The organism is Pseudomonas versuta, from assembly GCF_001294575.1.
GTDB lineage: Bacteria > Pseudomonadota > Gammaproteobacteria > Pseudomonadales > Pseudomonadaceae > Aquipseudomonas > Aquipseudomonas versuta.
On sequence record NZ_CP012676.1, the window covers coordinates 1,079,217 to 1,101,747 of the forward strand.

Consider the following 22,531-nt stretch of genomic DNA (forward strand, 5'->3'; position numbering starts at 1 on the left):
TTTCGATAAATAAGGGGCTGGTCTTTATGTGCGTTAGCTCGTGCCTAAACTGTGCAGAATTCCCCTTCGAGGATAAAAATAATGAGCATGAGATTTTCCGGAAAAGTCGTGGTGGTCACCGGGGCAGGGGCTGGAATCGGCCGGGCTACCGCGATGGCTTTTGCCGCTGAGGGCTTGAAAGTGGTCGTAGCCGATCTGGATGTTTCAGGCGGTGAAGGCACGGTTGAGCTCATCAGAGCCGCGGGTGGCACGTCCGTGTTCGTACCCTGCAATGTGACCCTCGAAGCTCAAGTTAGGCAGTTGATGGCGCAGACGATCAGCACTTACGGGCGGTTGGACTATGCCTTCAACAATGCCGGGATAGAGATTGAACACGGGCGTCTGGCGGACGGTACACAGGATGAGTTTGACGCAATCATGGGGGTTAACGTCAAAGGCGTCTGGCTATGTATGAAATATCAGTTGCCGTTGCTGTTGGCCCAGGGCGGCGGTGCAATCGTCAATACCGCGTCCGTAGCCGGCCTTGGTGCAGCGCCGAAAATGAGTATTTATTCGGCATCCAAGCATGCGGTGATTGGTTTGACCAAGTCAGCGGCCATTGAGTATGCAAAAAAAGGGATTCGGGTGAATGCGGTGTGCCCGGCAGTTATTGATACCGATATGTTTCGCCGTGCCTATGAAGCTGATCCGAAGAAGGCCGAATATGCCGCAGCCATTCATCCGGTGGGCCGTATAGGCAAAGTGGAAGAGGTGGCCAGTGCTGTTCTGTATCTGTGTTCTGACGATGCCGCGTTTACGACGGGCCATGCCTTGGCCGTGGATGGCGGGGCGTTGGCGATCTGATCCTGCGCAACCCAATCCTGTAGGAGTCGAGCTTGCTCGCGAGCTCTTTAAACATCGCGAGCAAACCTGGCGCCTACAGGGTTGCAGTGTCGGTCAGCGCGTTTTCCAGTTCAGAATCATCAAGGTCAACACGCCCGCTACAATGCCCCAGAAGGCCGAGCCAACCGAGTACAGGGTCATACCGGATGCTGTGACCATGAAGGTGATGAGGGCGGCCTCACGTTCTTTCGCTTCACTCATGGCGACAGTCAGGCCATTGCTGATCGAACCGAACAGTGCCAGTGCCGCAATCGACATTACCAATTCTTTGGGAAAGGCTGCGAACAATGCAGCCAGCGTTGCTCCAAATGTCCCGGCGATGCCATAAAAAATGCCACACCACATTGCCGCCGTGTAACGCTTTTTAGGGTCTTCGTGAGCGTGCGGGCCAGTGCAAATGGCAGCACTGATCGCGGCCAGGTTAACCCCGTGGGAGCCAAAAGGAGCCAGCAGCAACGAGGCGACACCGGTAGTGGTGATCAGCGGTGAAGCGGGGACGTTGTACCCGTCGGCACGTAGTACGGCGATGCCCGGCATGTTTTGTGAGGTCATGGCGACCACAAACAGGGGAATGCCGATACTGATGGTTGCGGCCATCGAGAATGAGGGCGTAGTCCATACCGGAACCGCGACCTCGAGGGCGAAACCGCTGAAATCCAGGAGCCCGAGCAAACCCGAGATCAAGGTCCCGATCAGCAAGGCCGCCAGCACGGCATAGCGCGGCATCAGGCGCTTGATGATCAAGTAGGTGACGAGCATTCCGACCACAAGCCCGGTGCGATGCTGCGCTGCGACAAAGATTTCGCTGCCGATCTTGAACAGAATGCCCGCCAGCAAAGCCGCTGCCAGGGATCCGGGGATCCGTTTGACCAGGCGCTCGAAGCTGCCAGTCATGCCGCAGATAATGACCAGCACCGCACAGGTGATATAAGCACCGATTGCCTCGCCATAACTGACTCCGCCCAGGCTTGTGATCAGCAATGCGGCTCCGGGCGTTGACCAGGCGATGGTAATGGGGGTGCGGTAACGCAAGGACAGTCCGATGCTGCAAACTGCCATGCCGATTGACAAAGCCCATATCCACGAGGAAATTTGTCCGCTGGTCAGTCCTGCTGCCTGTCCGGCCTGGAACATCAGCACCAGGGAGCTGGTGTAGCCAGTCATCATTGCGATAAACCCGGCGACCACGGCTGAAGGCGATGTGTCGGACAGCGGATGTAACCGCGGCAAAGGGGCGTCGGACATGGTGAGCAATTCCTTGTTCTTGAAGAGAGTTCAAACAGCACGCAAGCCTAAACGTAAAGCTCACCTGTTATTGCGATACAGCCGGGATCACAAATGACCGTACAGTCGTACTGGCACTCTGGCTTGTGTACAATGCGCTCTTATTTTCTGCATTAATTCTTTGCCAGCGACGCCCGTTACCGTACTGACGTAACGTCTATTTCCGCCGCCGCTTTCCCACTCGAGTGCCCATGAACGAACAGTTGCAGCCTCTCAAGAAACAACCCCGCGCAGGCAAGGCCGGCCGCAGTGGAACCCAGGACGATATCGTCTATGCGCATATATTCGAGGCGATTCTCGAACAGCGCCTGGCGCCTGGCACCAAGCTGAGTGAAGAAGCACTGGGTGAAATCTTTGGTGTGAGCCGTACGATCATTCGTCGTGCCTTGTCGCGTCTGGCCCACGAAGGGGTCGTACTGCTGCGGCCAAACCGTGGCGCGGTGGTGGCAAGCCCCAGTATTGAAGAAGCGCGTCAGGTTTTTTTTGCCCGGCGGCTGGTAGAAAAGGCCATCACCGAACTGGCTGTGGTGCATGCCTGCGCTGAAGACCTGGCGCAGTTGCGCAAAATGGTGCAGGACGAGCGCGACAGCTTTTCGCGGGGCGATCGCGGGGCCGGGATCCGCTTGTCAGGCGAGTTTCACCTGAAACTGGCAGAGGCTGCCAAAAATGCGCCCCTGATCAGTTTCCAGCGCAGCCTGGTCTCGCAAACGTCTCTGATTATTGCCCAATACGAGAGCGGCAACCGCTCGCACTGCTCCTACGACGAGCACATGCAATTGATCGATGCGATTGAAGCGCGTGATGTCGCGCTGGCGGTGGACCTGATGATGCACCACATGGATCACATCGACAGCAAACTCAACCTTGACGAAGAGAGCGCCTCGGACGATCTGCATGCCGTGTTCTCGCACTTGCTGCAAACCAAGGGTAAAAGTCCACGGCCTTCAGCCAAGCTGTAAATCCGCCATTGATCCCTTGCAGGAGCGAGCTTGCTCGCGATGTTATCGCCGGCAAGCTGGCTCCCACAAAGTGGCGGAGTATCAGGATTTAGCGCTGATGCACCAGATTGCCCGCCGCATAGGTCTGTTGCACGGTGCGGTCATCACCCAGGGTCATCAATACAAACAATGTTTCGGCAATGCTTTTTGACTGTTTGAGGCGATAGCTCATCAACGGCGTGGCGTTGTAGTCGAGGACTACGAAGTCCGCGTCGCTGCCCGCTTGCAAGTTGCCGATACGGTCTTCCAGGCGCAGGGCCCGCGCGCCGCCCAATGTGGCCAGATACAGCGACTTGAACGGATCGAGGCGTGCGCCCTGCAACTGCATGACCTTGTAGGCTTCGTTCAGGGTGTTGAGCAGCGAGAAGCTGGTGCCTGCACCGACATCCGTTCCCAGCCCGACGTTGAGTTTGTGCTTCTCTGCCATCGGCAAGTTGAACAGGCCGCTGCCAAGGAACAGGTTGGACGTCGGGCAGAAAGCCACAGCCGAGCCTGTTTCGGCCAGTCGGGCACATTCCTCGTCACACAAATGTACGCCGTGGGCAAATACCGAGCGCTCTCCCAGCAGTTGGTAGTGGTCGTACACGTCCAGATAACCTTTACGCTCCGGGAACAGCGATTTTACCCACTCAATTTCTTGAAGGTTCTCGCTGATATGGGTGTGCAGGTACAGATCCGGGTATTCACCCAGCAACTTGCCTGCCAGGGTTAATTGCTCTGGAGTGCTGGTCGGTGCGAAGCGTGGGGTAACCGCGTAATGCAGGCGGCCTTTACCGTGCCAGCGCTCGATCAGCGCCTTGCTTTCGCTGTAGCCGGTTTCGGCGGTGTCAGTCAGATACTCCGGCGCGTTGCGGTCCATCATCACTTTGCCGGCAATCAGGCGCAGGTCCAGACCCTGGGCCGCTTCGAACAGGGCGTCCACTGACTGCGGATGCACGCTGCCAAATACCAGAGCTGTGGTGGTGCCGTTGCGCAGCAGTTCCTTGAGGAAAATTCCGGCTACTTCGTCGGCATGGGCTTTATTGGCGAACTGGTTTTCGCACGGGAAGGTGTAGGTGTTGAGCCAGTCGAGTAACTGCTCGCCGTAGGCACCAATCATCCCGGTTTGCGGAAAGTGGATATGGGTGTCGATAAAACCGGGAGTGATCAGTGCATCGGTGTATTCAGTGATTTCGGTGTCGGCGGTCAGTGTCGCGAGCAGTTCGCTGGCGGGTCCGACGGCTTTGATCAGGCCGTTGTCGACCACCAGCAAGCCATCCTCGAAATACTCATAGGAGGCTTCGATTCCGACTTCAGCGGGGTCGTCAATGCTGTGCAGGATGGCGGCGCGATAGGCTTTACAGGTCATGACAATTCTCAGTGCGTGGCTTGGCTGCGTCGTGAAGACGGCAGCAATTGTTTAATGGGTTCAGATGACGCGGTGTTGGCACTGGCCGTGTGCTGGCCAAAGTGAGCGTTATAGGTGGCGATGATTTCGCCGGCGATGGAAATCGCGATTTCGACAGGCAGTTTGCCTTTGACTTCTCTCAAGCCCATCGGGCAGCGCAAGCGCTGCAAATGTTGCGGGCTGAAACCGCGGTCGCGCAGGCGATGCTCGAACTTCACGCGTTTGGTTTTTGAACCAATCAAGCCGAAGTAGGTGAAGTCGTTACGTTTGAGCAATGCGGCGCTGAGTTCCAGATCCAGGGCGTGATTATGCGTCATGACGATGCAGTAGCAACCTGTTGGCAGCGCATCCACCTCGTCGACGGGTTCGTCGGTGACGATTTTTCGCACACCTGAGGGTATATGCACAGGGAACTCCTGTTCCCGTGAGTCGATCCAGCGCACCCGGCACGGCAGGCCGGCAAGCAGCGGCACCAGTGCACGTGCCACATGGCCGGCGCCAAATACGGCGATATGCGCCTGCACCTGGCCCATGGGCTCGAACAGCAACACGGTTACGCCGCCACAACACTGGCCCAGGCTGGCGCCGAGGCTGAAACGCTGCAAATGGGTGTCGTGCCTGCCGCTGTCGAGCATCTGGCGGGCGATCTCCATCGCCTTGTATTCCAGATGGCCACCACCAATGGTGTCGAAGGTCTGCGCGGCACTGATGACCATCTTTGAGCCAGCATTGCGCGGGGTCGAGCCTTGCTCCTCGATAATGGTCACCAGGACGCAAGGTTCGCCTTGCTGCTGCAGGTCGGCCAGGGCGCTGATCCAGTTATTCATGCTGTTTTTCCTGCGCTGCCTGACGCATCTGCTCACACCCCCATAACACCCGTTCCGGCGTTGCCGGTGCATCGATGTCGGGTTGCACGCGATAATCGGCAAGGCTGGCCACAGCATCCTTGATCGCGCACCAGGCGGCGATGCCGAGCATAAAGGGTGGCTCGCCCACGGCCTTGGAGTGAAACACCGTGTCTTCCGGGTTTTTGCGGTTTTCGACCAGGGTTACACGCAGGTCCAGAGGCATGTCTGCCACAGCCGGGATCTTGTAGCTGGCCGGGCCATTGGTCATGAGTTTGCCTTTGGCATTCCATACCAGCTCCTCCATGGTCAGCCACCCGGCCCCTTGTATGTAGCCGCCTTCGACCTGACCGATATCAATGGCCGGGTTCAGGGAGGCGCCCACATCGTGGAGGATGTCTGTGCGCAACATTTTGTATTCGCCGGTCAGGGTGTCGACGATGACTTCGGCGCAGGCGGCGCCAAAGGCAAAGTAGTAAAACGGTCTTCCGCGTGCCTGGGTGCGGTCATAAAAGATCTTTGGCGTTTTGTAGTAGCCGGTGCTCGACAGTGACACCTGGCCGAAATACGCCTGCTGGATCAGGGTTTCAAAACTGATGATCTGCTCGCCAACGCGGACCTGACCGTTGTGGAATATCACATCCTGTTGCCCGACCTGATACTTGCCTGCCGCAAACTCGATCAGCCGTTGCTTGATGGTTTGCGCGGCATTTTGCGCGGCTTTGCCATTCAGGTCGGCACCGCTGGAGGCGGCAGTCGGTGAGGTGTTTGGCACTTTGTCAGTGTTAGTTGCGGTGATCTGCACGCGGCCGATCTCTACTTGAAACACCTCTGCCACCACTTGCGCCACCTTGGTGTTCAAGCCCTGGCCCATCTCGGTGCCACCGTGGTTGAGGTGGATGCTGCCGTCCGTGTAGATATGGATCAGCGCCCCGGCCTGGTTGAGGAAGCTGGCGGTAAAGGAAATGCCGAATTTAACCGGGGTCAGTGCCAGACCTTTTTTCAGGATCGGGCTGTTGGCGTTAAACGCCTTGATCGCTTCGCGTCGCTCGCAGTATTGGCTGCTGGCCTCAAGATCCGCGGTCATTTCCTCAAGCAGGTTGTGCTCCACGGTCTGGTAATAGTGGGTCACGTTGCGTTCAGTCTTGCCGTAGTAGTTGGCTTTGCGCACGGCCAGCGGATCGAGGGCCAGGTGGCGGGCGATACGGTCCATGACCTCTTCGATGGCGACCATCCCTTGGGGCCCGCCAAAACCGCGATAGGCGGTGTTTGAGGCGGTGTTGGTTTTGCAACGATGGCCATTGATCGTTGCGTCGCCCAGGTAATAGGCGTTGTCGGCGTGGAACATGGCGCGGTCGACGATGGAGTTGGACAGGTCCGGCGAGCACCCGCAGTTGCCGGCCAGATCAAGCTGTATGCCTTGTAGTTGACCTTTGGCATCGAATCCTACGTCGTACTCGATATAAAACGGATGGCGCTTGCCGGTCATCAGCATGTCTTCGACCCGTGGCAGACGCATTTTGCAGGGCTGGCCGGTCAGGCGCGCGACCACTGCACACAGGCAGGCGGGGCTGGCAGCCTGGGTCTCTTTGCCGCCAAATCCGCCACCCATGCGGCGCATGTCGACGACGATTTTGTTCATCGATACGTCGAGGACTTCGGCGACCAGTTTCTGCACTTCGGTCGGATTTTGCGTCGAGCAGTAAACGATCATGCCGCCATCTTCGGTAGGCATTACCGAGGAGATCTGGGTTTCGAGATAGAAGTGTTCTTGCCCGCCGATATGCAGGCTGCCCTGCAGCCGGTGAGTCGCCTTGGCCAGTGCCCCGGTCGAATCGCCGCGTTGATGGGTGTGGCTTTCGAGCACGAAGTGCTTGTTGCGCAGCGCCTGAACCACATCGAGCACGGGTTCCAGGTCTTCATATTCAATAATCGCCGCCATTGCGGCCTTGCGGGCGGTATCCAGGTCCCGTGCGGCCACGACCAGCACCGGTTGGCCAACAAATTCCACCTTGTCGATGGCCAGTAACGGGTCGCCGGGCAGTAGCGGGCCAATGTCCTTGAGGCCCGGAATATCCTCATGGGTGATTGCCAGGCGTACCCCGTCAAAGCCATAGCAAGGCGATGTATCGACGCGATTGATTCTGGCGTGAGCCCGGTCGGACAAACGTGCATATAGATGTAGCTGATTGGGGAATTCAAGCCGGTCATCAATGTACTGTGCTTCACCCGATACGTGCTTTTCGGCACTGTCATGTTTGACACTGCGACCAACGCCGGTCTTCAGGTCTTGCTGGAAGAGGGCGGTCAACTCGGCCTGGGTTGGCTCAATCTTGTGATGGTTAGACATATGCAGTCACCCGCGTCTCAAGGTGTGGCGTTTGCTGCTCGATGAAAAATTTGCGCAGCAGGTTTTGCGCGCTCAGCAGGCGGTATTCCTTGCTGGCGCGAAAGTCGGACAGCGGGGTGAAATCTTCAGCCAGTGCTACGCAGGCACGTTCCAGGGTCGACGCGCTCCAGGGGGAGCCGAGCAGGGCATCTTCGCAGGCCTTGGCCCGCTTGGAAGTGGCCGCCATGCCGCCATAGGCCACCCGTGCTTCCAGCACCAGCCCTTTGTCGATATGCAGGTTGAAGGCTGCGCACACGGCACTGATGTCGTCATCCAGGCGCTTGGAGACTTTATAGGCGCGAAAGGTATGACTTGCGCTGGCGCGTGGGATGACAACTTTCTCGATGAATTCGCCTTCCTGGCGTGCAGTCACCCGGTAGTCGATGAAGTAGTCCTCAATCGCCAGGGTGCGGCGTACTTCCCCTTTGCACAGCACCAGCTGTGCACCGAGAGCGATCAACAGAGGGGGCGTGTCGCCAATGGGTGAGGCGTTGCCAATATTGCCGCCAAGGGTGCCTTGATTGCGGATTTGCAAGGACGCGAAGCGTTGCAGCAGCTCGCCGAAGTCCGGGTATTCAGCCTTGAGCGTGCTGTAGGCGTCCGTCAGTGAAACGGCGGCACCGATTTCAAGACGGTCATCAAAGCGCTCGATTCGCTTCATCTCGGCCACATTGCCGACATAAATCATGACCGGTAACGGGCGATGGAACTGCGTGACTTCCAGCGCCAGATCGGTCCCTCCAGCCAGCAGGCGCGCTTGGGGATGCGATTCATACAACTGGGCCAGATCGCTGATGGTCAAGGGCAGCAGGCAGCGTTTGTCGCCGCTGTTCAGTTCTGCGGTCTGGGTCGGGGCAATGGCCTTGAGTTGAGCGATAGTCTGGCTTTGTTGTGCATCGAACTGATCGGGTCGATCTGCGCTGCAGGCCTGCTCGGCGGCAGCCAGGATGGGGCGGTAACCGGTACAGCGACACAGGTTGCCCGCGAGTGCTTCGTGCGCCTGATGCCCATCATGATGGCCAGTGTTGTTCTTTTGCAGGGCGAACAGCGACATCACAAAGCCCGGGGTGCAGAAACCGCACTGCGAACCGTGGCAGTCGACCATTGCCCGTTGCACGCTGTGCAGCTGGCCCTGGTGCTTGAGGTCTTCAACGCTGATCAGTTGCTTGCCGTGCAGGGTCGAAACAAAGGTCAGGCACGAGTTGATACTGCGATAGCGCAGGCGCTCGGCGCCTTTATCATCGGTATGCAATTCACCCACCACTACCGTGCAGGCACCGCAGTCGCCGCTGGCGCAACCTTCCTTGGTGCCGGGTTTGTGCAGGTGTTCGCGCAAGTAAGCAAGCACGGTCATATTCGGGTCCAGCACATGCTCGGAGCGCAGCGTCTGGTTGAGTAGGAACTGGATCACGGAAGGCCTCGCAAAATCATTATTGTTATAGAGCGGGATGGGCTGAATCTAGCCAAAGCTGACTCTCAGGTCAAGAAAATAGGCTCGCCTGTCCCGGTGAATTAAATAACGGATATTTATTTGCTTATTTCGTGCCAAATTCAGCGATTGAGGCACTCCGCTAGCACCGAACAAGTGCGTTACACTGCGCCGCTTGTACTGATCGAAGATTTTGAAGGTAAAACATGACGTTCAAGGCGCCGGATAGCCTCGCCGAGCAAATCGCTCACCACCTTGCCGAACGCATCATTCGTGGCGAGCTCAAGCCAGGGGAGCGCATTCAAGAGCAGAAAGTGACACTGGCACTCAATGTCAGTCGCGGATCTGTGCGCGAAGCATTGTTGATCCTTGAGCGCCGGCACCTGATCGCGATCCTTCCGCGGCGTGGCGCCCACGTTACCGAGCTCACCGCACACAAGGTGCAGAGCCTGTGTACGCTGATGAGCGAGATGTACATCCTGCTGGGCAACGCCGTTGCCCGGCGCTGGGCGGTTCCGGCCGATCTGGGCCCCTTCCTGCAAATTCAGCAGCGCTTGATCGCCAGTTACGAGCGTCAGGACATCAGTGCATTTGTCGAAGACAGCTTCAATGTGATGCGCGCGGCGTACCCGTTTGCCGACAACCCGTATTTGCAGGAAACCGTTGAGAACCTGCATCCGGCCATGAGCCGTGCTTATTACCTGGCACTGGATCAGCGCAAGGCAGAAATGAGTGAATACCTGGAGCTGTTCGCGCAGTTGCTCGAAGCCGTGCTGGCGCGTGATTTGCCGCAGATCCGGGAGGTACTGAGCCGTTACGCCCAGCGCAGTTGTGACCTGGTGCTGTCTGCCTTGACGGTTGCCTGAGCGTGCGCCTCACTTGCATCAAGCTCGCGGGCTTCAAGTCCTTCGTCGATCCGACCACCGTTAACTTCCCGAGCAATATGGCGGCCGTTGTAGGCCCTAACGGCTGCGGCAAGTCCAATATCATCGACGCCGTACGCTGGGTGATGGGTGAAAGCTCGGCCAAGAACCTGCGCGGCGAGTCGATGACGGACGTCATCTTCAATGGCTCCACCACGCGTAAGCCGGTGAGCCAGGCCAGCATCGAGCTGGTATTCGATAACTCCGACGGCACGTTGCTGGGCGAATACGCGGCCTACGCCGAGATATCCATCCGCCGTAAAGTGACCCGCGACAGCCAGACCACCTATTACCTGAACGGTACCAAGTGCCGTCGGCGTGACATCACCGATATTTTCCTGGGTACCGGCCTCGGGCCTCGCAGCTATTCGATTATCGAGCAGGGCATGATCTCGAAATTGATCGAGTCCAAGCCCGAAGACCTGCGCAATTTTATCGAAGAGGCGGCGGGCATCTCCAAGTACAAGGAGCGTCGCCGCGAGACTGAAAACCGTATTCGTCGTACCCACGAAAACCTCGCCCGCCTGACTGACCTGCGCGAAGAGTTGGGTCGTCAGCTCGAGCGCTTGCATCGCCAGGCGCAGGCTGCCGAGAAGTATCAGGAGTACAAGGCCGAAGAGCGTCAGCTCAAGGCTCAGCTGTCAGCCTTGCGCTGGCAGGCACTGAACGAGCAGGTGGGTCAGCGCGAAGCGATTATTGGCAACCAGGAAGTCAGTTTCGAAGCCCTGGTGGCCGAGCAGCGCAATGCCGATGCCAGTATCGAACGCTTGCGTGACGGGCACCATGATCTGTCAGAGCGCTTTAATTTGGTGCAAGGGCGCTTCTATTCGGTCGGCGGTGATATTGCCCGGGTCGAACAAAGCATCCAGCACGGTCAGCAGCGTTTGCGTCAGTTGCAGGATGATCTGCGCGAAGCCGAGCGTTCACGCCTGGAAACCGAGTCCCATCTGGGCCATGACCGCACGATGCTGGCGACGCTGGGTGAAGAGCTCGAAATGCTCGCACCCGAGCAGGAGCTGTCCAGCGCTGCGGCTGAAGAAGCCGCTGCCGCGCTGGAAGAGTCCGAGCACACCATGCACGGCTGGCAAGAGCAGTGGGATGAGTTCAACCTGCGGTCGGCAGAGCCCCAGCGTCAGTCCGAAGTCTTGCAAGCGCGTATTCAGCAGCTGGAAACCAGCATGGAGCGCGTGGCCGAGCGTCAGCGGCGTCTGGCGCAAGAGCGCGCCTTGCTGGCGGCGGACCCTGAAGATGCGGCAATTCTTGAACTGAGCGAGCAACTGGCTACCAGCGAGTTGACCCAGGAAGAATTGCAGGCCAGCGAAGAACTGCTTGTCGAGCGGCTGGAGCAGGTGCGCCATGACTTGCAGCAGGCGACACAAAATCAGCAACAGGCTCAGGGTGAGCTGCAGCGGCTCAACGGTCGCCTGGCCTCCCTTGAGGCCTTGCAGCAGGCAGCTCTGGACCCGGGTACCGGTGCGGGAGAGTGGCTGCGTGAGCAGCAGCTCGCCGATCGTCCCCGTTTGGCCGAAGGCCTGCGTGTTGAAGCCGGTTGGGAGCTGGCGGTCGAAACCGTGCTGGGGGCCGATCTGCAGGCCGTGCTGGTGGATGACTTTGCGCAACTGGATCTGGCCGGGTTCGCCCAAGGCGACCTGCGTCTGTTCAGTGGCGGTTCTCAGGGGAGTCGTTTGTCGGGCAGTTTGCTCGACAAGGTTGAGGCCGACTTTGATCTGTCGCCATGGCTGGGTCAGGTCAAAGCGGTTGAAACCCTTGAGCAGGCCTTGGCCCTGCGTGCGCAATTGGCAGATGGCCACAGCATGATCAGCCGCGACGGGTATTGGGTCGGGCGCAATTTCCTGCGCGTACGGCGTGCCAGCGAAGCCGAAAGCGGTGTGTTGGCCCGTGGTCAGGAAATTCAGCGTTTAGGCGCAGAGCGCGAAGAGCGCGAAGCCACCCTGGCCACCCTTGAAGAGCAACTGCAGCACTTGCGCGAGCAACAGTTGGCGCAAGAAGACTCGCGAGAGCAGGTTCGTCGCCGTCTGCAGGATGAAGCCCGTCAGCAAGGTGAGATCAAAGCCAGGCTTTCCGCCAGTAAAGCCAAGGTCGAGCAATTGACGTTGCGTCGTCGTCGCCTTGATGACGAGCTCGCCGAGCTGGCAGAGCAGCGTGCAGTGGAGCATGAGCAGGTTGGTGAGTCGCGCCTGCAGCTTCAGGAGGCGCTGGATGCCATGGCCACCGACACGGAGCAGCGCGAACTGCTACTGGCCCAGCGCGACAGTCTGCGCGAGCGCCTGGACCGGGTGCGTCAGGAAGCACGCCAGCATAAGGACCACGCTCATCAGTTAGCGGTTCGCCTGGGCTCGCTAAAAGCGCAGCACGACTCGACCCGTCAGGCCCTTGAACGGCTTGAACTGCAAGCCGAGCGTCTGGCTGAAAAGCGTGAGCAGCTCAGTCTTAATCTGGAGGAGGGTGAAGCCCCCCTCGAAGAGTTGCGCCTCAAGCTTGAAGAGTTGCTCGACAAGCGCCTGACCGTGGATCAAGAGCTCAAGATCGCCCAGGCCGCCCTTGAGGATGCTGACCGTGAATTGCGTGACGCCGAAAAGCGCCGCAATCAGGCCGAGCAACAATCTCAGCTGATTCGCGGGCAACTTGAACAGCAGCGCATGGAATGGCAGGCGCTGACGGTGCGTCGTACCACATTGCAGGATCAGTTGCTGGCCGATGGCTATGACTTGCACGGGGTGCTTGCCACCTTGAGTGCCGAGGTCAATGAGCAGCAGGCCGAAGAAGAATTGGAACGTATTGCTGCACGTATTCAGCGTCTGGGCGCGATCAACCTGGCCGCCATCGATGAATACCAGCAGCAGTCCGAACGCAAACGTTATCTGGATGCCCAGGATGCCGATCTGGTTGAAGCACTGGATACGCTGGAAAACGTTATTCGCAAGATCGATAAAGAGACGCGCAGTCGCTTTAAAGACACCTTTGATCAGATAAATGGTGGATTACAGGCACTTTTCCCAAAAGTTTTCGGTGGTGGCAGCGCTTATTTGGAACTGACGGGCGAAGATTTACTCGATACAGGGGTAACAATCATGGCGCGTCCACCGGGCAAGAAGAACAGCACCATTCATTTGCTGTCCGGTGGCGAGAAAGCATTGACTGCCCTGGCATTGGTTTTTGCCATTTTCAAACTCAATCCGGCGCCGTTTTGCATGCTCGATGAAGTTGATGCACCGCTTGATGACGCTAACGTGGGCCGCTATGCCCGCCTGGTAAAAGAGATGTCACAGACCGTGCAATTCATTTACATCACGCACAACAAAATCGCCATGGAAATGGCTGATCAGTTGATGGGGGTGACAATGCATGAGCCCGGCTGCTCTCGTCTGGTGGCGGTTGATGTCGAGGAGGCAATGGCAATGGTCGATGCTTGAGCTATAAGCATGTAGGGGGATTTTTTCTTCTTGTAAGAGGATTCCTAAATATTTGTCTGGCATGACTGATGGGTCGTGGGCTATATGGGCATTAGCTCAATGCGACAGACGGTGTAAAGTTATCTTTGGTCGTGTTAATTTAGCGTCTAATTTTTTGTACGTGGGTAAAACGCCATTCAGAACATAGAGTTGGCGCCACGTTTTAAAGGGCTTTAGGCTCTTCTTCATAGAATCATTTTTTAGGGGCACGGGATTACATGGAAATCGGTCTGCGCGAGTGGCTGATAGTCATCGGCATAGTGGTCATCGCCGGTATTCTTTTTGATGGCTGGCGCCGTATGCGCGGCGGTAAGGGCAAGCTCAAGTTTCGCCTTGACCGCAGTTTTTCCAACGTCCCGGATGAGGAGACCAGTGCTGAATTGCTCGGTCCTTCGCGTGTCCTGGATACACCCGCCCACAAAGAGCCTCAGCTTGATGAGCACGACCTGCCATCGGTAAGCATGTCGCCACGGGATAAAAGCTCCAAGCGCAACAAGCGTGGCGGCGAGCCGAGCCAGGGTGACTTGAACCTCAATCTTGATCTGGAAGACGGTCCGAGCATCAGCGCCCGCGATGATGACTTCGCACACGAAGCCAAGCCGCGTGGGCGTTCAGCGCCAAGTGTGCCGGCGGTTGAGGCGAAGGAACAACAGCCGCAACAGGCTGCTGAAGAAGTGCTGGTGATCAGTGTTATCAGTCGCGATCCTGCCGGCTTCAAAGGGCCTGCACTGCTGCAGAACATCCTTGAAAGCGGTTTGCGCTTTGGTGAGATGGATATTTTCCACCGTCATGAAAGCATGGCGGGTAACGGTGAAGTGCTGTTCTCCATGGCCAATGCCGTGAAACCGGGCGTGTTCGATCTTGATGATATCGACTTGTTCAGCACTCCGGCCGTGAGCTTCTTCCTCGGCTTGCCGGGGCCGCGTCATCCCAAACAGGCCTTTGATGTGATGGTTGCCGCTGCACGCAAGCTGTCTCAGGAGCTCAATGGTGAGCTTAAAGATGACCAGCGCAGCGTGTTGACTGCCCAGACCATCGAACACTACCGTCAGCGCATCGTTGAATTCGAGCGTCGCGCCCTGACTCAAAAACGCTGAACAAGTGGGGGCCAGCATGATTGCTCCCGCAGAAACGCAAAATGATTAACGCAAGAGCAGCCTCGGCTGCTCTTTTGCTTTGTGAGAGAACACCCCATGACCGCCGCCAAAACCCGAATTCTAGAGCTGCGCGCTGAACTGGATCAGCACAACTATCGCTATCACGTGCTCGACGAGCCGAGCATTCCTGATGCCGAGTACGACCGTCTGTTTCGCGAGCTCAAGGCGCTGGAAGCCGAGCATCCGGAGCTGATCACTGCGGACTCGCCGACTCAGCGTGTCGGTAGCGCGGCGCTGTCGGCTTTTACGCAAGTGCGCCACGAAGTGCCGATGCTGAGCCTGGGCAACGCTTTTGATGAAACCGATATGCGTGAATTCGATCGTCGTGTCAGCGAGGGTCTGGATTTGCCGGCGGGCGATCTGTTTGGCGGCGGCGCTGAAGTCGAATACAGCTGTGAGCCCAAGCTGGATGGTCTGGCGGTCAGCCTGCTTTATCAGGACGGCAATCTGGTGCGTGGTGCTACCCGGGGTGATGGCACCACGGGCGAAGATATCAGTGTCAATGTGCGCACCGTGCGCAATATCCCGCTCAAGCTGCATGGCAGCGGTTGGCCTGCGGTCCTGGAGGTACGAGGCGAGGTCTTTATGTCCAAGGCCGGCTTTGACCGTCTTAACGAGACTCAGCTCGCCGCAGGCGGTAAAACCTTTGCCAACCCGCGTAACGCGGCTGCAGGTAGCTTGCGTCAACTGGACTCGAAAATTACCGCCAGCCGTCCCTTGGAGTTTTGCTGCTACGGCCTTGGCCAGGTGTCTGAAGAGTTTTCAGATACCCATATCGGCAACCTCAAGCAGTTGCAGCAGTGGGGCATGCCAATCAGTCATGAGTTGAAACTGGCCAAAGGTATTGCCGAGTGCCTGGACTACTACCGCGATATTGGCGAACGCCGTGCGGCCCTGCCTTATGAAATCGATGGTGTGGTGTTCAAGGTCAACAGCCTGGCATCGCAACGTGAACTGGGCTTTCGTGCTCGCGAGCCACGCTGGGCAATTGCTCACAAATTCCCGGCGATGGAAGAGCTGACCGAGCTGCTGGATGTGGAGTTTCAGGTCGGACGTACCGGGGCTGTCACGCCGGTAGCGCGTCTCAAACCGGTCAAGGTGGCAGGTGTCACTGTCTCCAATGCCACGCTGCACAACATGGATGAAGTGGCGCGTCTGGGGCTGATGATTGGCGACACGGTGATTATCCGCCGCGCCGGTGATGTGATTCCGCAGGTCGTGCAAGTGGTGCTTGAGCGGCGACCTGAAACCGCGCGCCCGGTGCAGATCCCTGAGAGCTGCCCGGTGTGTGGATCGCACGTTGAACGCACGCAATTGATCAAGCGCAGCAAGGGTCGCGAAACCATCAGTGAGGGGGCGGTATACCGCTGTGTCGGGCGGCTGGCCTGTGGTGCTCAGCTCAAGCAGGCGATCATTCACTTTGTTTCTCGCCGTGCGATGGACATTGAAGGCCTGGGCGAAAAGAGCGTTGAGCAGCTGGTGGGCGAGGGGCTGGTGAGTTCGCCTGCCGATTTGTACACCCTGACCTTCGAGCAAATTGTCGATCTTGAAGGCTTTGCCGAGCTGTCGAGCAAGAACCTGCTGCAGGCTATCGCCGACAGCAAGCGTCCGACATTGGCGCGTTTTATATACGCGCTGGGTATTCCGGATGTAGGAGAGGAGACGGCCAAGGTGCTGGCGCGCTCTCTGGCCTCTCTTGAGCGTGTTCAGCGTGCTTTGCCGCAAGTCCTCACCTACTTGCCGGATGTGGGGCTTGAAGTGGCCCATGAGATTCACAGCTTTTTCAGTGATGCGCATAACCAGCAGGTGATTACGCAACTGCTTGAGCGTGGCCTGGAGCTGCAGGATCAGGGGGATCTGGGCGCGGAGTTCGCAGCCAGTGCCACTCTGGGTGGTCTGATCGACAAGTTGCATATCCCCTCGGTCGGACCGGGTGGCGCGCAAAAGCTGGCCGAAAAGTTCGTAACGCTTGAGGGCGTAATCAACGCGGACTGGCTCGATATGCGCCAGGCACTGCCTGAGAAACAAGCCAAAGCCGTGCGCGAATTTTTCGATAACCCTGAACATGCCCGGGCGGCCTTGGAAGTCGAAGCGCAGCTGCGCGACTTCGGGATGCACTGGCAGAGCGAGAAAAAGGCGGTCGAAGGTTTGCCGCTGGCAGGGCAGACCTGGGTGCTGACCGGTTCGCTGGAGTTAATGAGTCGCGACGTTGCCAAAGACAAGCTCGAAAGTCTGGGGGCCAAGGTGTCGGGTTCGGTCTCCGGCAAGACCCATTGCGTTGTGGCGGGTCCCGGTGCGGGCTCGAAACTGGTCAAGGCCAACGAACTGGGGCTCAAGGTGCTGGATGAAGAAGCCTTTGTGGCATTCCTGGGTGAGCAGGGCATCTCGATCTAGAACGGCAACCTCCCAGTAGGAGCGAGCTTGCTCGCGAGCGCTTAGCGGTTTCGTTAAAAAGCCCGCGAGCAAGCTCGCTCCTGCACAGTCCATTGTCGGGCTCCCACCATCCATGGTCTCGGCCAAGGTATAAAGCCCAATCCAAGTGCTTGAGCCCGCTCATTTTTTTATTCTTGCCCCAGCGGTTGTAAGTTTTTCTCAGACAGGTACAATGGCGCCGTTCGCTGCTAAGCGGATGTTGTTATGGTGACCCTATCGGTCCCTCCGCAACGATTACCCGTTAACCTGGTCAGATCCGGAAGGAAGCAGCCACAGCGGGAACATTGTGTGCCGGGGTGTGGCTGGTGGGGTTGCCTCCATTTTAAAAAATCCTCCATTGCGCAGGGTTTTTAGTCCAAGCAAAGCCTTCCTTTCTCTCTGTTATCCACACCTTGTCTCGACGCTCTGTTTGCTGTCGGCGTATTTTCGTGCGCGCATTAATCGTGTGCCGGTATGACCTGAGCAGTTTAAAGTGCGCACCGGATGCAATTTTGCCCTTGCTCCGCTAGCATTAGCCCCTTCCGCTTTTCAGACGCGACGGTTATCAATGAGTTATCAGGTTCTTGCACGTAAATGGCGTCCGCGCTCGTTCCGCGAAATGGTCGGCCAGACCCATGTGCTCAAGGCTCTGATCAATGCCCTGGACAGTCAGCGCCTGCATCACGCCTACCTGTTTACCGGTACCCGTGGTGTCGGCAAGACCACCATTGCGCGGATCATCGCCAAATGCCTGAACTGTGAGACAGGTATCACCTCGACCCCGTGCGGGACGTGTTCGGTGTGCCGCGAAATCGACGAAGGGCGCTTTGTCGATCTGATCGAAATCGATGCCGCGAGCCGGACCAAGGTCGAGGACACGCGCGAACTGCTCGATAACGTGCAGTACGCGCCAAGCCGCGGGCGCTTCAAGGTCTACCTGATCGACGAAGTGCACATGCTCTCCAGCCACTCCTTCAATGCGTTGCTCAAAACCCTTGAAGAGCCGCCGCCCTACGTCAAATTCATTCTGGCGACCACCGATCCGCAGAAATTGCCGGCGACGATCCTTTCCCGCTGCCTGCAGTTCTCCCTGAAAAACATGACCCCCGAGCGTGTAGTCGAACACTTGAGCCACGTGCTGAGTGTCGAAAACGTACCGTTCGAAGATGACGCGTTGTGGTTGTTGGGGCGCGCCGCTGACGGTTCGATGCGCGATGCCATGAGCCTGACCGATCAGGCCATTGCATTCGGAGAAGGCAAGGTGCTGGCGGCTGATGTGCGCGCCATGCTCGGTACCCTCGACCATGGTCAGGTGTTTGACCTGCTGCACGCCTTGATCGAAGGCGATGCCCGGGCACTGCTTGAGGCTGTGCGCCATCTGGCCGAGCAGGGCCCGGACTGGAACGGCGTGCTGTCCGAAATCCTCAATGTTTTCCATCGTGTTGCCATTGCCCAGGCGTTGCCCGAAGGGGTCGACAACGGCCATGGCGACCGCGATCGCGTGCTGGCCCTGGCCCGGGTATTGCCCGCCGAAGACGTACAGTTTTATTACCAGATGGGCCTGATCGGCCGGCGTGATTTGCCGCTGGCGCCAGACCCGCGCGGTGGCTTTGAAATGGTCCTGCTAAGGATGCTGGCCTTCCGCCCGGCGGACACGACAGACTCACCGAGCCAGCCGCTAAAGCCAGTAGGGATCAGCCAGGCCACAGTTGATTCCGCTCCAATCGTGGCTGGCGTGCCCTCTGTTGCGCCAGTAATGGCTGCACCTGCCGCTGTTGCACCGGTTGAGGCCGTCAAGCCAGAACCGGTTGTTGAGCCAGCGCCCGTGCCTGTAGCGGTCCTCAAGGCGCCAGCAGCGCCTGTAGTGGACTTGCCGTGGAACGAGCCGGCGGCTCCAGTGATCGAGGCACCGATCGTGCCACAAGCGGTGCTCGATACCGTCGGTGAGCAACCCGATTTGCCTCCGATGCCGATGCCCACGCCTGACAGCGTGGTGCCGGAAGCGCCGCAGTGGGAAGCAGCGCCGATACCTGAGCCAACGCCCGAGCAGGTGGACTCGGCTCTGTCGGGCCCGGATCGCGATGACGAGCCGCCGCTGGACGAAGACTACATCGAGCCGGACATGGACTCCGCGGCTTACAGCTACCTGGACGAGCTGGCCAGTGAGCATGCCGGCGAGCCCGCTCCTGAGCCCGAGCCATTGCCTGCTGCCGAGCCTGCCACCGGGCTGGCCCTTGAATGGCTGAACCTGTTCCCCAAGTTACCGGTATCGGGCATGACGGCGAGCATCGGCGCCAACTGCACATTGATGGCGGTTGATGGCGATGACTGGTTGCTGCATCTGGACCCGGCGCACAGTGCACTGTTTAACGCCACTCAGCAGCGCCGGCTCAACGATGCACTGAACCAGTACCATCAGCGCACACTCAAAGTGACTATCGAGCTGGTAAAGCCGCAGCAGGAAACCCCGGCTCAGGCAGCTTCACGCTTTCGGGCCGAGCGCCAGCACCTGGCCGAGGAGTCGATCTATGCCGATCCGCTGGTCCAGCAAATGATTGAACAGTTCGGCGCGGCAGTCCGTGACGATACGATTCAACCGGTAGACGTTATTGAGGCCAAGGCTTCGTAACGTCGGAAAAACTTACAGCCCGAGGTCGTTTTGACCGCGGGTGCATTGTCCAAATAACGTTTGAGGTGATTCCCATGATGAAAGGTGGCATGGCCGGCCTGATGAAGCAGGCACAGCAGATGCAGGAAAAAATGGCCAAGATGCAGGAAGAACTGGCCAATGCTGAAGTTACCGGTAAGGCCGGTGGCGATATGGTGACTGTGGTCATGACCGGTCGTCACGACATCAAGCGTGTGAGCATTGATCCGGCTCTGCTTGAAGGCGTCAGCGAAGACGACCGCGAAGTGCTGGAAGATCTGTTTGCTGCTGCTGTCAACGACGCCGTACGCAAGATCGAAGCCAACAGCCAGGACAAAATGTCCGGCGTGACCTCCGGTATGCAACTGCCGCCGGGTATGAAGCTGCCGTTCTAAGGCGCTGCTAAAAAATGCCAGGCCCGGTGCCTGGCATTTTTTTGCCTGTCTGCTTTTGACTAATGCTGGCTTGCCCCGGTGCATGCGTCTGCTGGTATTTGACGCTGGCGCGGACCGCGGGTATAAACCGCCTCTCGTTGTTTTGTCGGACCTTTCCCTATGAGCTTTAGCCCCCTGATTCGCCAACTGATCGATGCCTTGCGCACCTTGCCGGGGGTAGGTCAAAAGACTGCACAGCGCATGGCTTTGCAATTGCTTGAGCGTGATCGCAGTGGCGGTTCGCGTCTGGCGCTGGCCTTGACGCAGGCTATGGAGGGTGTGGGTCATTGTCGCCTGTGCAGAACCCTGACCGAGGATGATCTGTGCCCGCAGTGTGCCGATGTGCGCCGCGACGACACCCTGCTCTGTGTGGTTGAGGGGCCCATGGATGTGTATGCCGTCGAGCAGACCGGTTACCGCGGTCGCTACTTTGTGCTCAAAGGGCATTTGTCACCGCTGGATGGCCTGGGCCCGGAGGCGATTGGCATTCCACAGCTGATGACGCGTATTGCAGAGCAGGGCACCTTCGCCGAGGTAATCCTGGCGACCAATCCTACGGTCGAAGGTGAGGCTACCGCGCATTACATTGCGCAATTGCTGAGCAACAAAGGCCTTATTGCTTCGCGCATCGCGCACGGCGTACCGCTGGGGGGCGAGCTGGAACTGGTTGACGGCGGAACACTGGCCCACTCATTCTCCGGGCGCAGACCCATCGCACTGTAGCAACGAGCCTGCTCGCGAGCAGGCTATGCGGCCTTACTCCGTCAGTGAGAACTCAGTCAGGCAAAACGTCGGAACGCCCATATCCTGCAGGCGTTTCGACCCGCCCAGCTCAGGCAGATCAATAATCGCAGCCGCTTCAAATACCTTCGCGCCCATGCGGCGCACCAGGCTGGCAGCAGCGATCAGGGTTCCGCCAGTGGCGATCAAGTCATCGACGATCAGCAGCGAGTTGCCCTCACACAGGCTGTCGGCGTGAACCTCCAGAAACGCTTCGCCATATTCCGTCTGATAGCCCTCGGCCAAAACATCGGCGGGCAACTTGCCTTGTTTGCGAAACAGGATCAGCGGCTTGTTGAGTTGATGCGCGAGCACTGAGCCGATCAAAAAACCACGGGCATCCATTGCGCCAATGTGGCTGAAGTCGGCCTCGACGTAGCGTTCGATAAAGGTATCGGCAATGACGCGCATGGCGCGTGGGGATTGATACAGCGGCGTGATGTCACGAAAAATGACCCCCGCCTTGGGGAAGTCAATCACGGGGCGAATCAAGGATTTGAGGCAAAAATCGTCGCGAGTCATATCGGGCTCCTGGCGTTTAAGGCGCCAGTATAGCCCGGTAAGTGAGGTCGTCAGATTTCCAGAGAGCCACCGGCCAGGGCGCACAGCTTGATCGGATCAAGAATGTGCACTTCTTTGCCTTCGGCGGTGATCAGCTGGTTTTCTTGCAGGCGGGTAAATACCCGGGATACCGTTTCGACTGCCAGGCCCAGGTAGTTGCCAATTTCATTGCGCGACATGCTCAGGCGGAACTGGTTGGCCGAGAAACCACGGGCGCGGAAACGCGCGGACAGGTTGACCAGAAAGGTCGCGATACGCTCATCGGCGGTCTTTTTCGACAACAACAGCATCATTTGCTGATCGTCACGAATTTCCCGGCTCATGATGCGCATTAACTGGCGACGCAGTTGTGGCAGTTGTACCGAAAGTTCGTCCAGACGCTCGAAAGGGATTTCGCAAACAGGCGTGGTCTCCAGTGCCTGGGCAGACACCGGATAGGATTCGGTGTCCATGCCTGACAAGCCGACCAGCTCGCTCGGCAAGTGGAAGCCGGTGAGTTGCTCTTCGCCACTGTCACTGAGACTGAATGTTTTGAGCGCCCCGGAACGGACGGCATAAACCGAGACAAATGGGTCGCCCTGACGGAACAGGAACTCGCCTTTCTTCAATGGACGACCGCGCTTGACGATTTCCTCTAACGCATCCATGTCTTCCAGATTCAACGAAAGTGGCAAACACAGAGGCGCCAGACTGCAATCCTTGCAGTGAGCCTGGCTATGAGCGCGCACTTTTACTGGCTCGGACATTTCTTAAATCCTTGTAGGAAAACACACATAAGACGCAAGGTTACCCCAGAGAGGGGGGCCGAGACCAGCGCGCCAATTCAGTGCACCTCGCTCAAGAAATCTGCAGCCTGACCGATAGTCTGTTAACGCTAAAGCACAGGGAGCAGGGCAGATGTCGTCGATGGGTGGTGTTGGCCTCAGTCAA

The 22,531-nt window shown here is 58.1% G+C and carries 16 protein-coding genes and 1 other RNA gene; 10 read left to right on the forward strand and 7 right to left on the reverse strand.

What is annotated here, in order from left to right; translation table 11 throughout:
* Positions 1-81: 81 nt before the first annotated feature.
* The gene (locus AOC04_RS04955; protein ID WP_060691420.1) at positions 82-843 is read left to right on the forward strand and encodes an SDR family oxidoreductase; all 762 of its coding nucleotides are present in this window, start codon (positions 82-84) and stop codon (positions 841-843) included.
* 93 nt (positions 844-936) lie between these two features.
* On the opposite strand, the gene AOC04_RS04960 is transcribed toward AOC04_RS04955, so the two are convergent.
* Complete coding sequence (locus tag AOC04_RS04960; protein WP_060691421.1) at positions 937-2,127, reverse strand: benzoate/H(+) symporter BenE family transporter; 1,191 nt, start codon at positions 2,125-2,127, stop codon at positions 937-939.
* A 230-nt stretch (positions 2,128-2,357) separates the two neighbouring features.
* Between AOC04_RS04960 and AOC04_RS04965 the strand changes: the two genes are divergently transcribed.
* Positions 2,358-3,125 (forward strand): GntR family transcriptional regulator, encoded by a 768-nt coding sequence (locus AOC04_RS04965; protein WP_060691422.1) that lies wholly within the window; start codon positions 2,358-2,360, stop codon positions 3,123-3,125.
* A gap of 88 nt (positions 3,126-3,213) precedes the next feature.
* Here AOC04_RS04965 and guaD read toward each other — a convergent pair whose 3' ends face one another.
* From guaD to xdhA, 4 genes are read right to left on the reverse strand one after another with little or no spacing between them, the layout of a single operon-like run.
* Positions 3,214-4,512 carry a guanine deaminase gene (gene guaD / locus AOC04_RS04970; RefSeq protein ID WP_162232791.1) on the reverse strand — a complete coding sequence of 433 codons (1,299 nt, stop codon included), beginning with the start codon at positions 4,510-4,512 and terminating at the stop codon, positions 3,214-3,216.
* Between the two features lie 8 nt (positions 4,513-4,520).
* Positions 4,521-5,378 (reverse strand): xanthine dehydrogenase accessory protein XdhC, encoded by an 858-nt coding sequence (xdhC, locus tag AOC04_RS04975; RefSeq protein WP_060691424.1) that lies wholly within the window; start codon positions 5,376-5,378, stop codon positions 4,521-4,523.
* Positions 5,371-7,746 (reverse strand): xanthine dehydrogenase molybdopterin binding subunit, encoded by a 2,376-nt coding sequence (gene xdhB, locus AOC04_RS04980; RefSeq protein ID WP_060691425.1) that lies wholly within the window; start codon positions 7,744-7,746, stop codon positions 5,371-5,373. Before xdhB ends, xdhC begins: the two co-directional genes overlap by 8 nt.
* Positions 7,739-9,196, reverse strand: coding sequence for a xanthine dehydrogenase small subunit (gene xdhA / locus AOC04_RS04985; RefSeq protein WP_060691426.1), 1,458 nt, complete (start codon positions 9,194-9,196; stop codon positions 7,739-7,741). The genes xdhB and xdhA overlap by 8 nt, the downstream gene beginning before the upstream one ends.
* A gap of 224 nt (positions 9,197-9,420) precedes the next feature.
* On the opposite strand from xdhA, the gene AOC04_RS04990 reads away from it, so the two are divergent.
* The 8 genes from AOC04_RS04990 to recR all read left to right on the forward strand — a co-directional run bounded on the left by AOC04_RS04990 (position 9,421) and on the right by recR (position 20,983).
* Positions 9,421-10,080, forward strand: coding sequence for a GntR family transcriptional regulator (locus tag AOC04_RS04990; protein ID WP_060691427.1), 660 nt, complete (start codon positions 9,421-9,423; stop codon positions 10,078-10,080).
* Positions 10,081-10,082: 2 nt separating this feature from the next.
* On the forward strand, positions 10,083-13,571 hold the full coding sequence (gene smc, locus AOC04_RS04995) for a chromosome segregation protein SMC (protein WP_060691428.1): 3,489 nt from the start codon (positions 10,083-10,085) through the stop codon (positions 13,569-13,571).
* Positions 13,572-13,828: 257 nt separating this feature from the next.
* Positions 13,829-14,707 (forward strand): cell division protein ZipA, encoded by an 879-nt coding sequence (gene zipA / locus AOC04_RS05000; protein ID WP_060691429.1) that lies wholly within the window; start codon positions 13,829-13,831, stop codon positions 14,705-14,707.
* Between the two features lie 96 nt (positions 14,708-14,803).
* Positions 14,804-17,161, forward strand: a complete 2,358-nt coding sequence (gene ligA, locus AOC04_RS05005) for an NAD-dependent DNA ligase LigA (RefSeq protein ID WP_060691430.1) — start codon at positions 14,804-14,806, stop codon at positions 17,159-17,161.
* Between the two features lie 253 nt (positions 17,162-17,414).
* Positions 17,415-17,511, forward strand: an RNA gene (ffs, locus tag AOC04_RS05010) — signal recognition particle sRNA small type.
* A gap of 236 nt (positions 17,512-17,747) precedes the next feature.
* Positions 17,748-19,808: a DNA polymerase III subunit gamma/tau gene (dnaX, locus tag AOC04_RS05015; protein WP_060691431.1), complete on the forward strand. Its 2,061-nt coding sequence runs from the start codon at positions 17,748-17,750 to the stop codon at positions 19,806-19,808.
* A gap of 74 nt (positions 19,809-19,882) precedes the next feature.
* Positions 19,883-20,221, forward strand: coding sequence for a YbaB/EbfC family nucleoid-associated protein (locus AOC04_RS05020; RefSeq protein ID WP_060691432.1), 339 nt, complete (start codon positions 19,883-19,885; stop codon positions 20,219-20,221).
* A gap of 159 nt (positions 20,222-20,380) precedes the next feature.
* Entirely contained in the window at positions 20,381-20,983 is a 603-nt protein-coding gene (recR, locus tag AOC04_RS05025) for a recombination mediator RecR (RefSeq protein ID WP_060691433.1), read from the forward strand.
* A 33-nt stretch (positions 20,984-21,016) separates the two neighbouring features.
* On the opposite strand, the gene AOC04_RS05030 is transcribed toward recR, so the two are convergent.
* Both AOC04_RS05030 and fnr read right to left on the reverse strand, forming a co-directional pair.
* On the reverse strand, positions 21,017-21,562 hold the full coding sequence (locus tag AOC04_RS05030) for an adenine phosphoribosyltransferase (RefSeq protein WP_060691434.1): 546 nt from the start codon (positions 21,560-21,562) through the stop codon (positions 21,017-21,019).
* A gap of 50 nt (positions 21,563-21,612) precedes the next feature.
* Positions 21,613-22,347, reverse strand: a complete 735-nt coding sequence (fnr, locus tag AOC04_RS05035) for a fumarate/nitrate reduction transcriptional regulator Fnr (protein WP_060691435.1) — start codon at positions 22,345-22,347, stop codon at positions 21,613-21,615.
* Positions 22,348-22,531 lie beyond the last annotated feature (184 nt).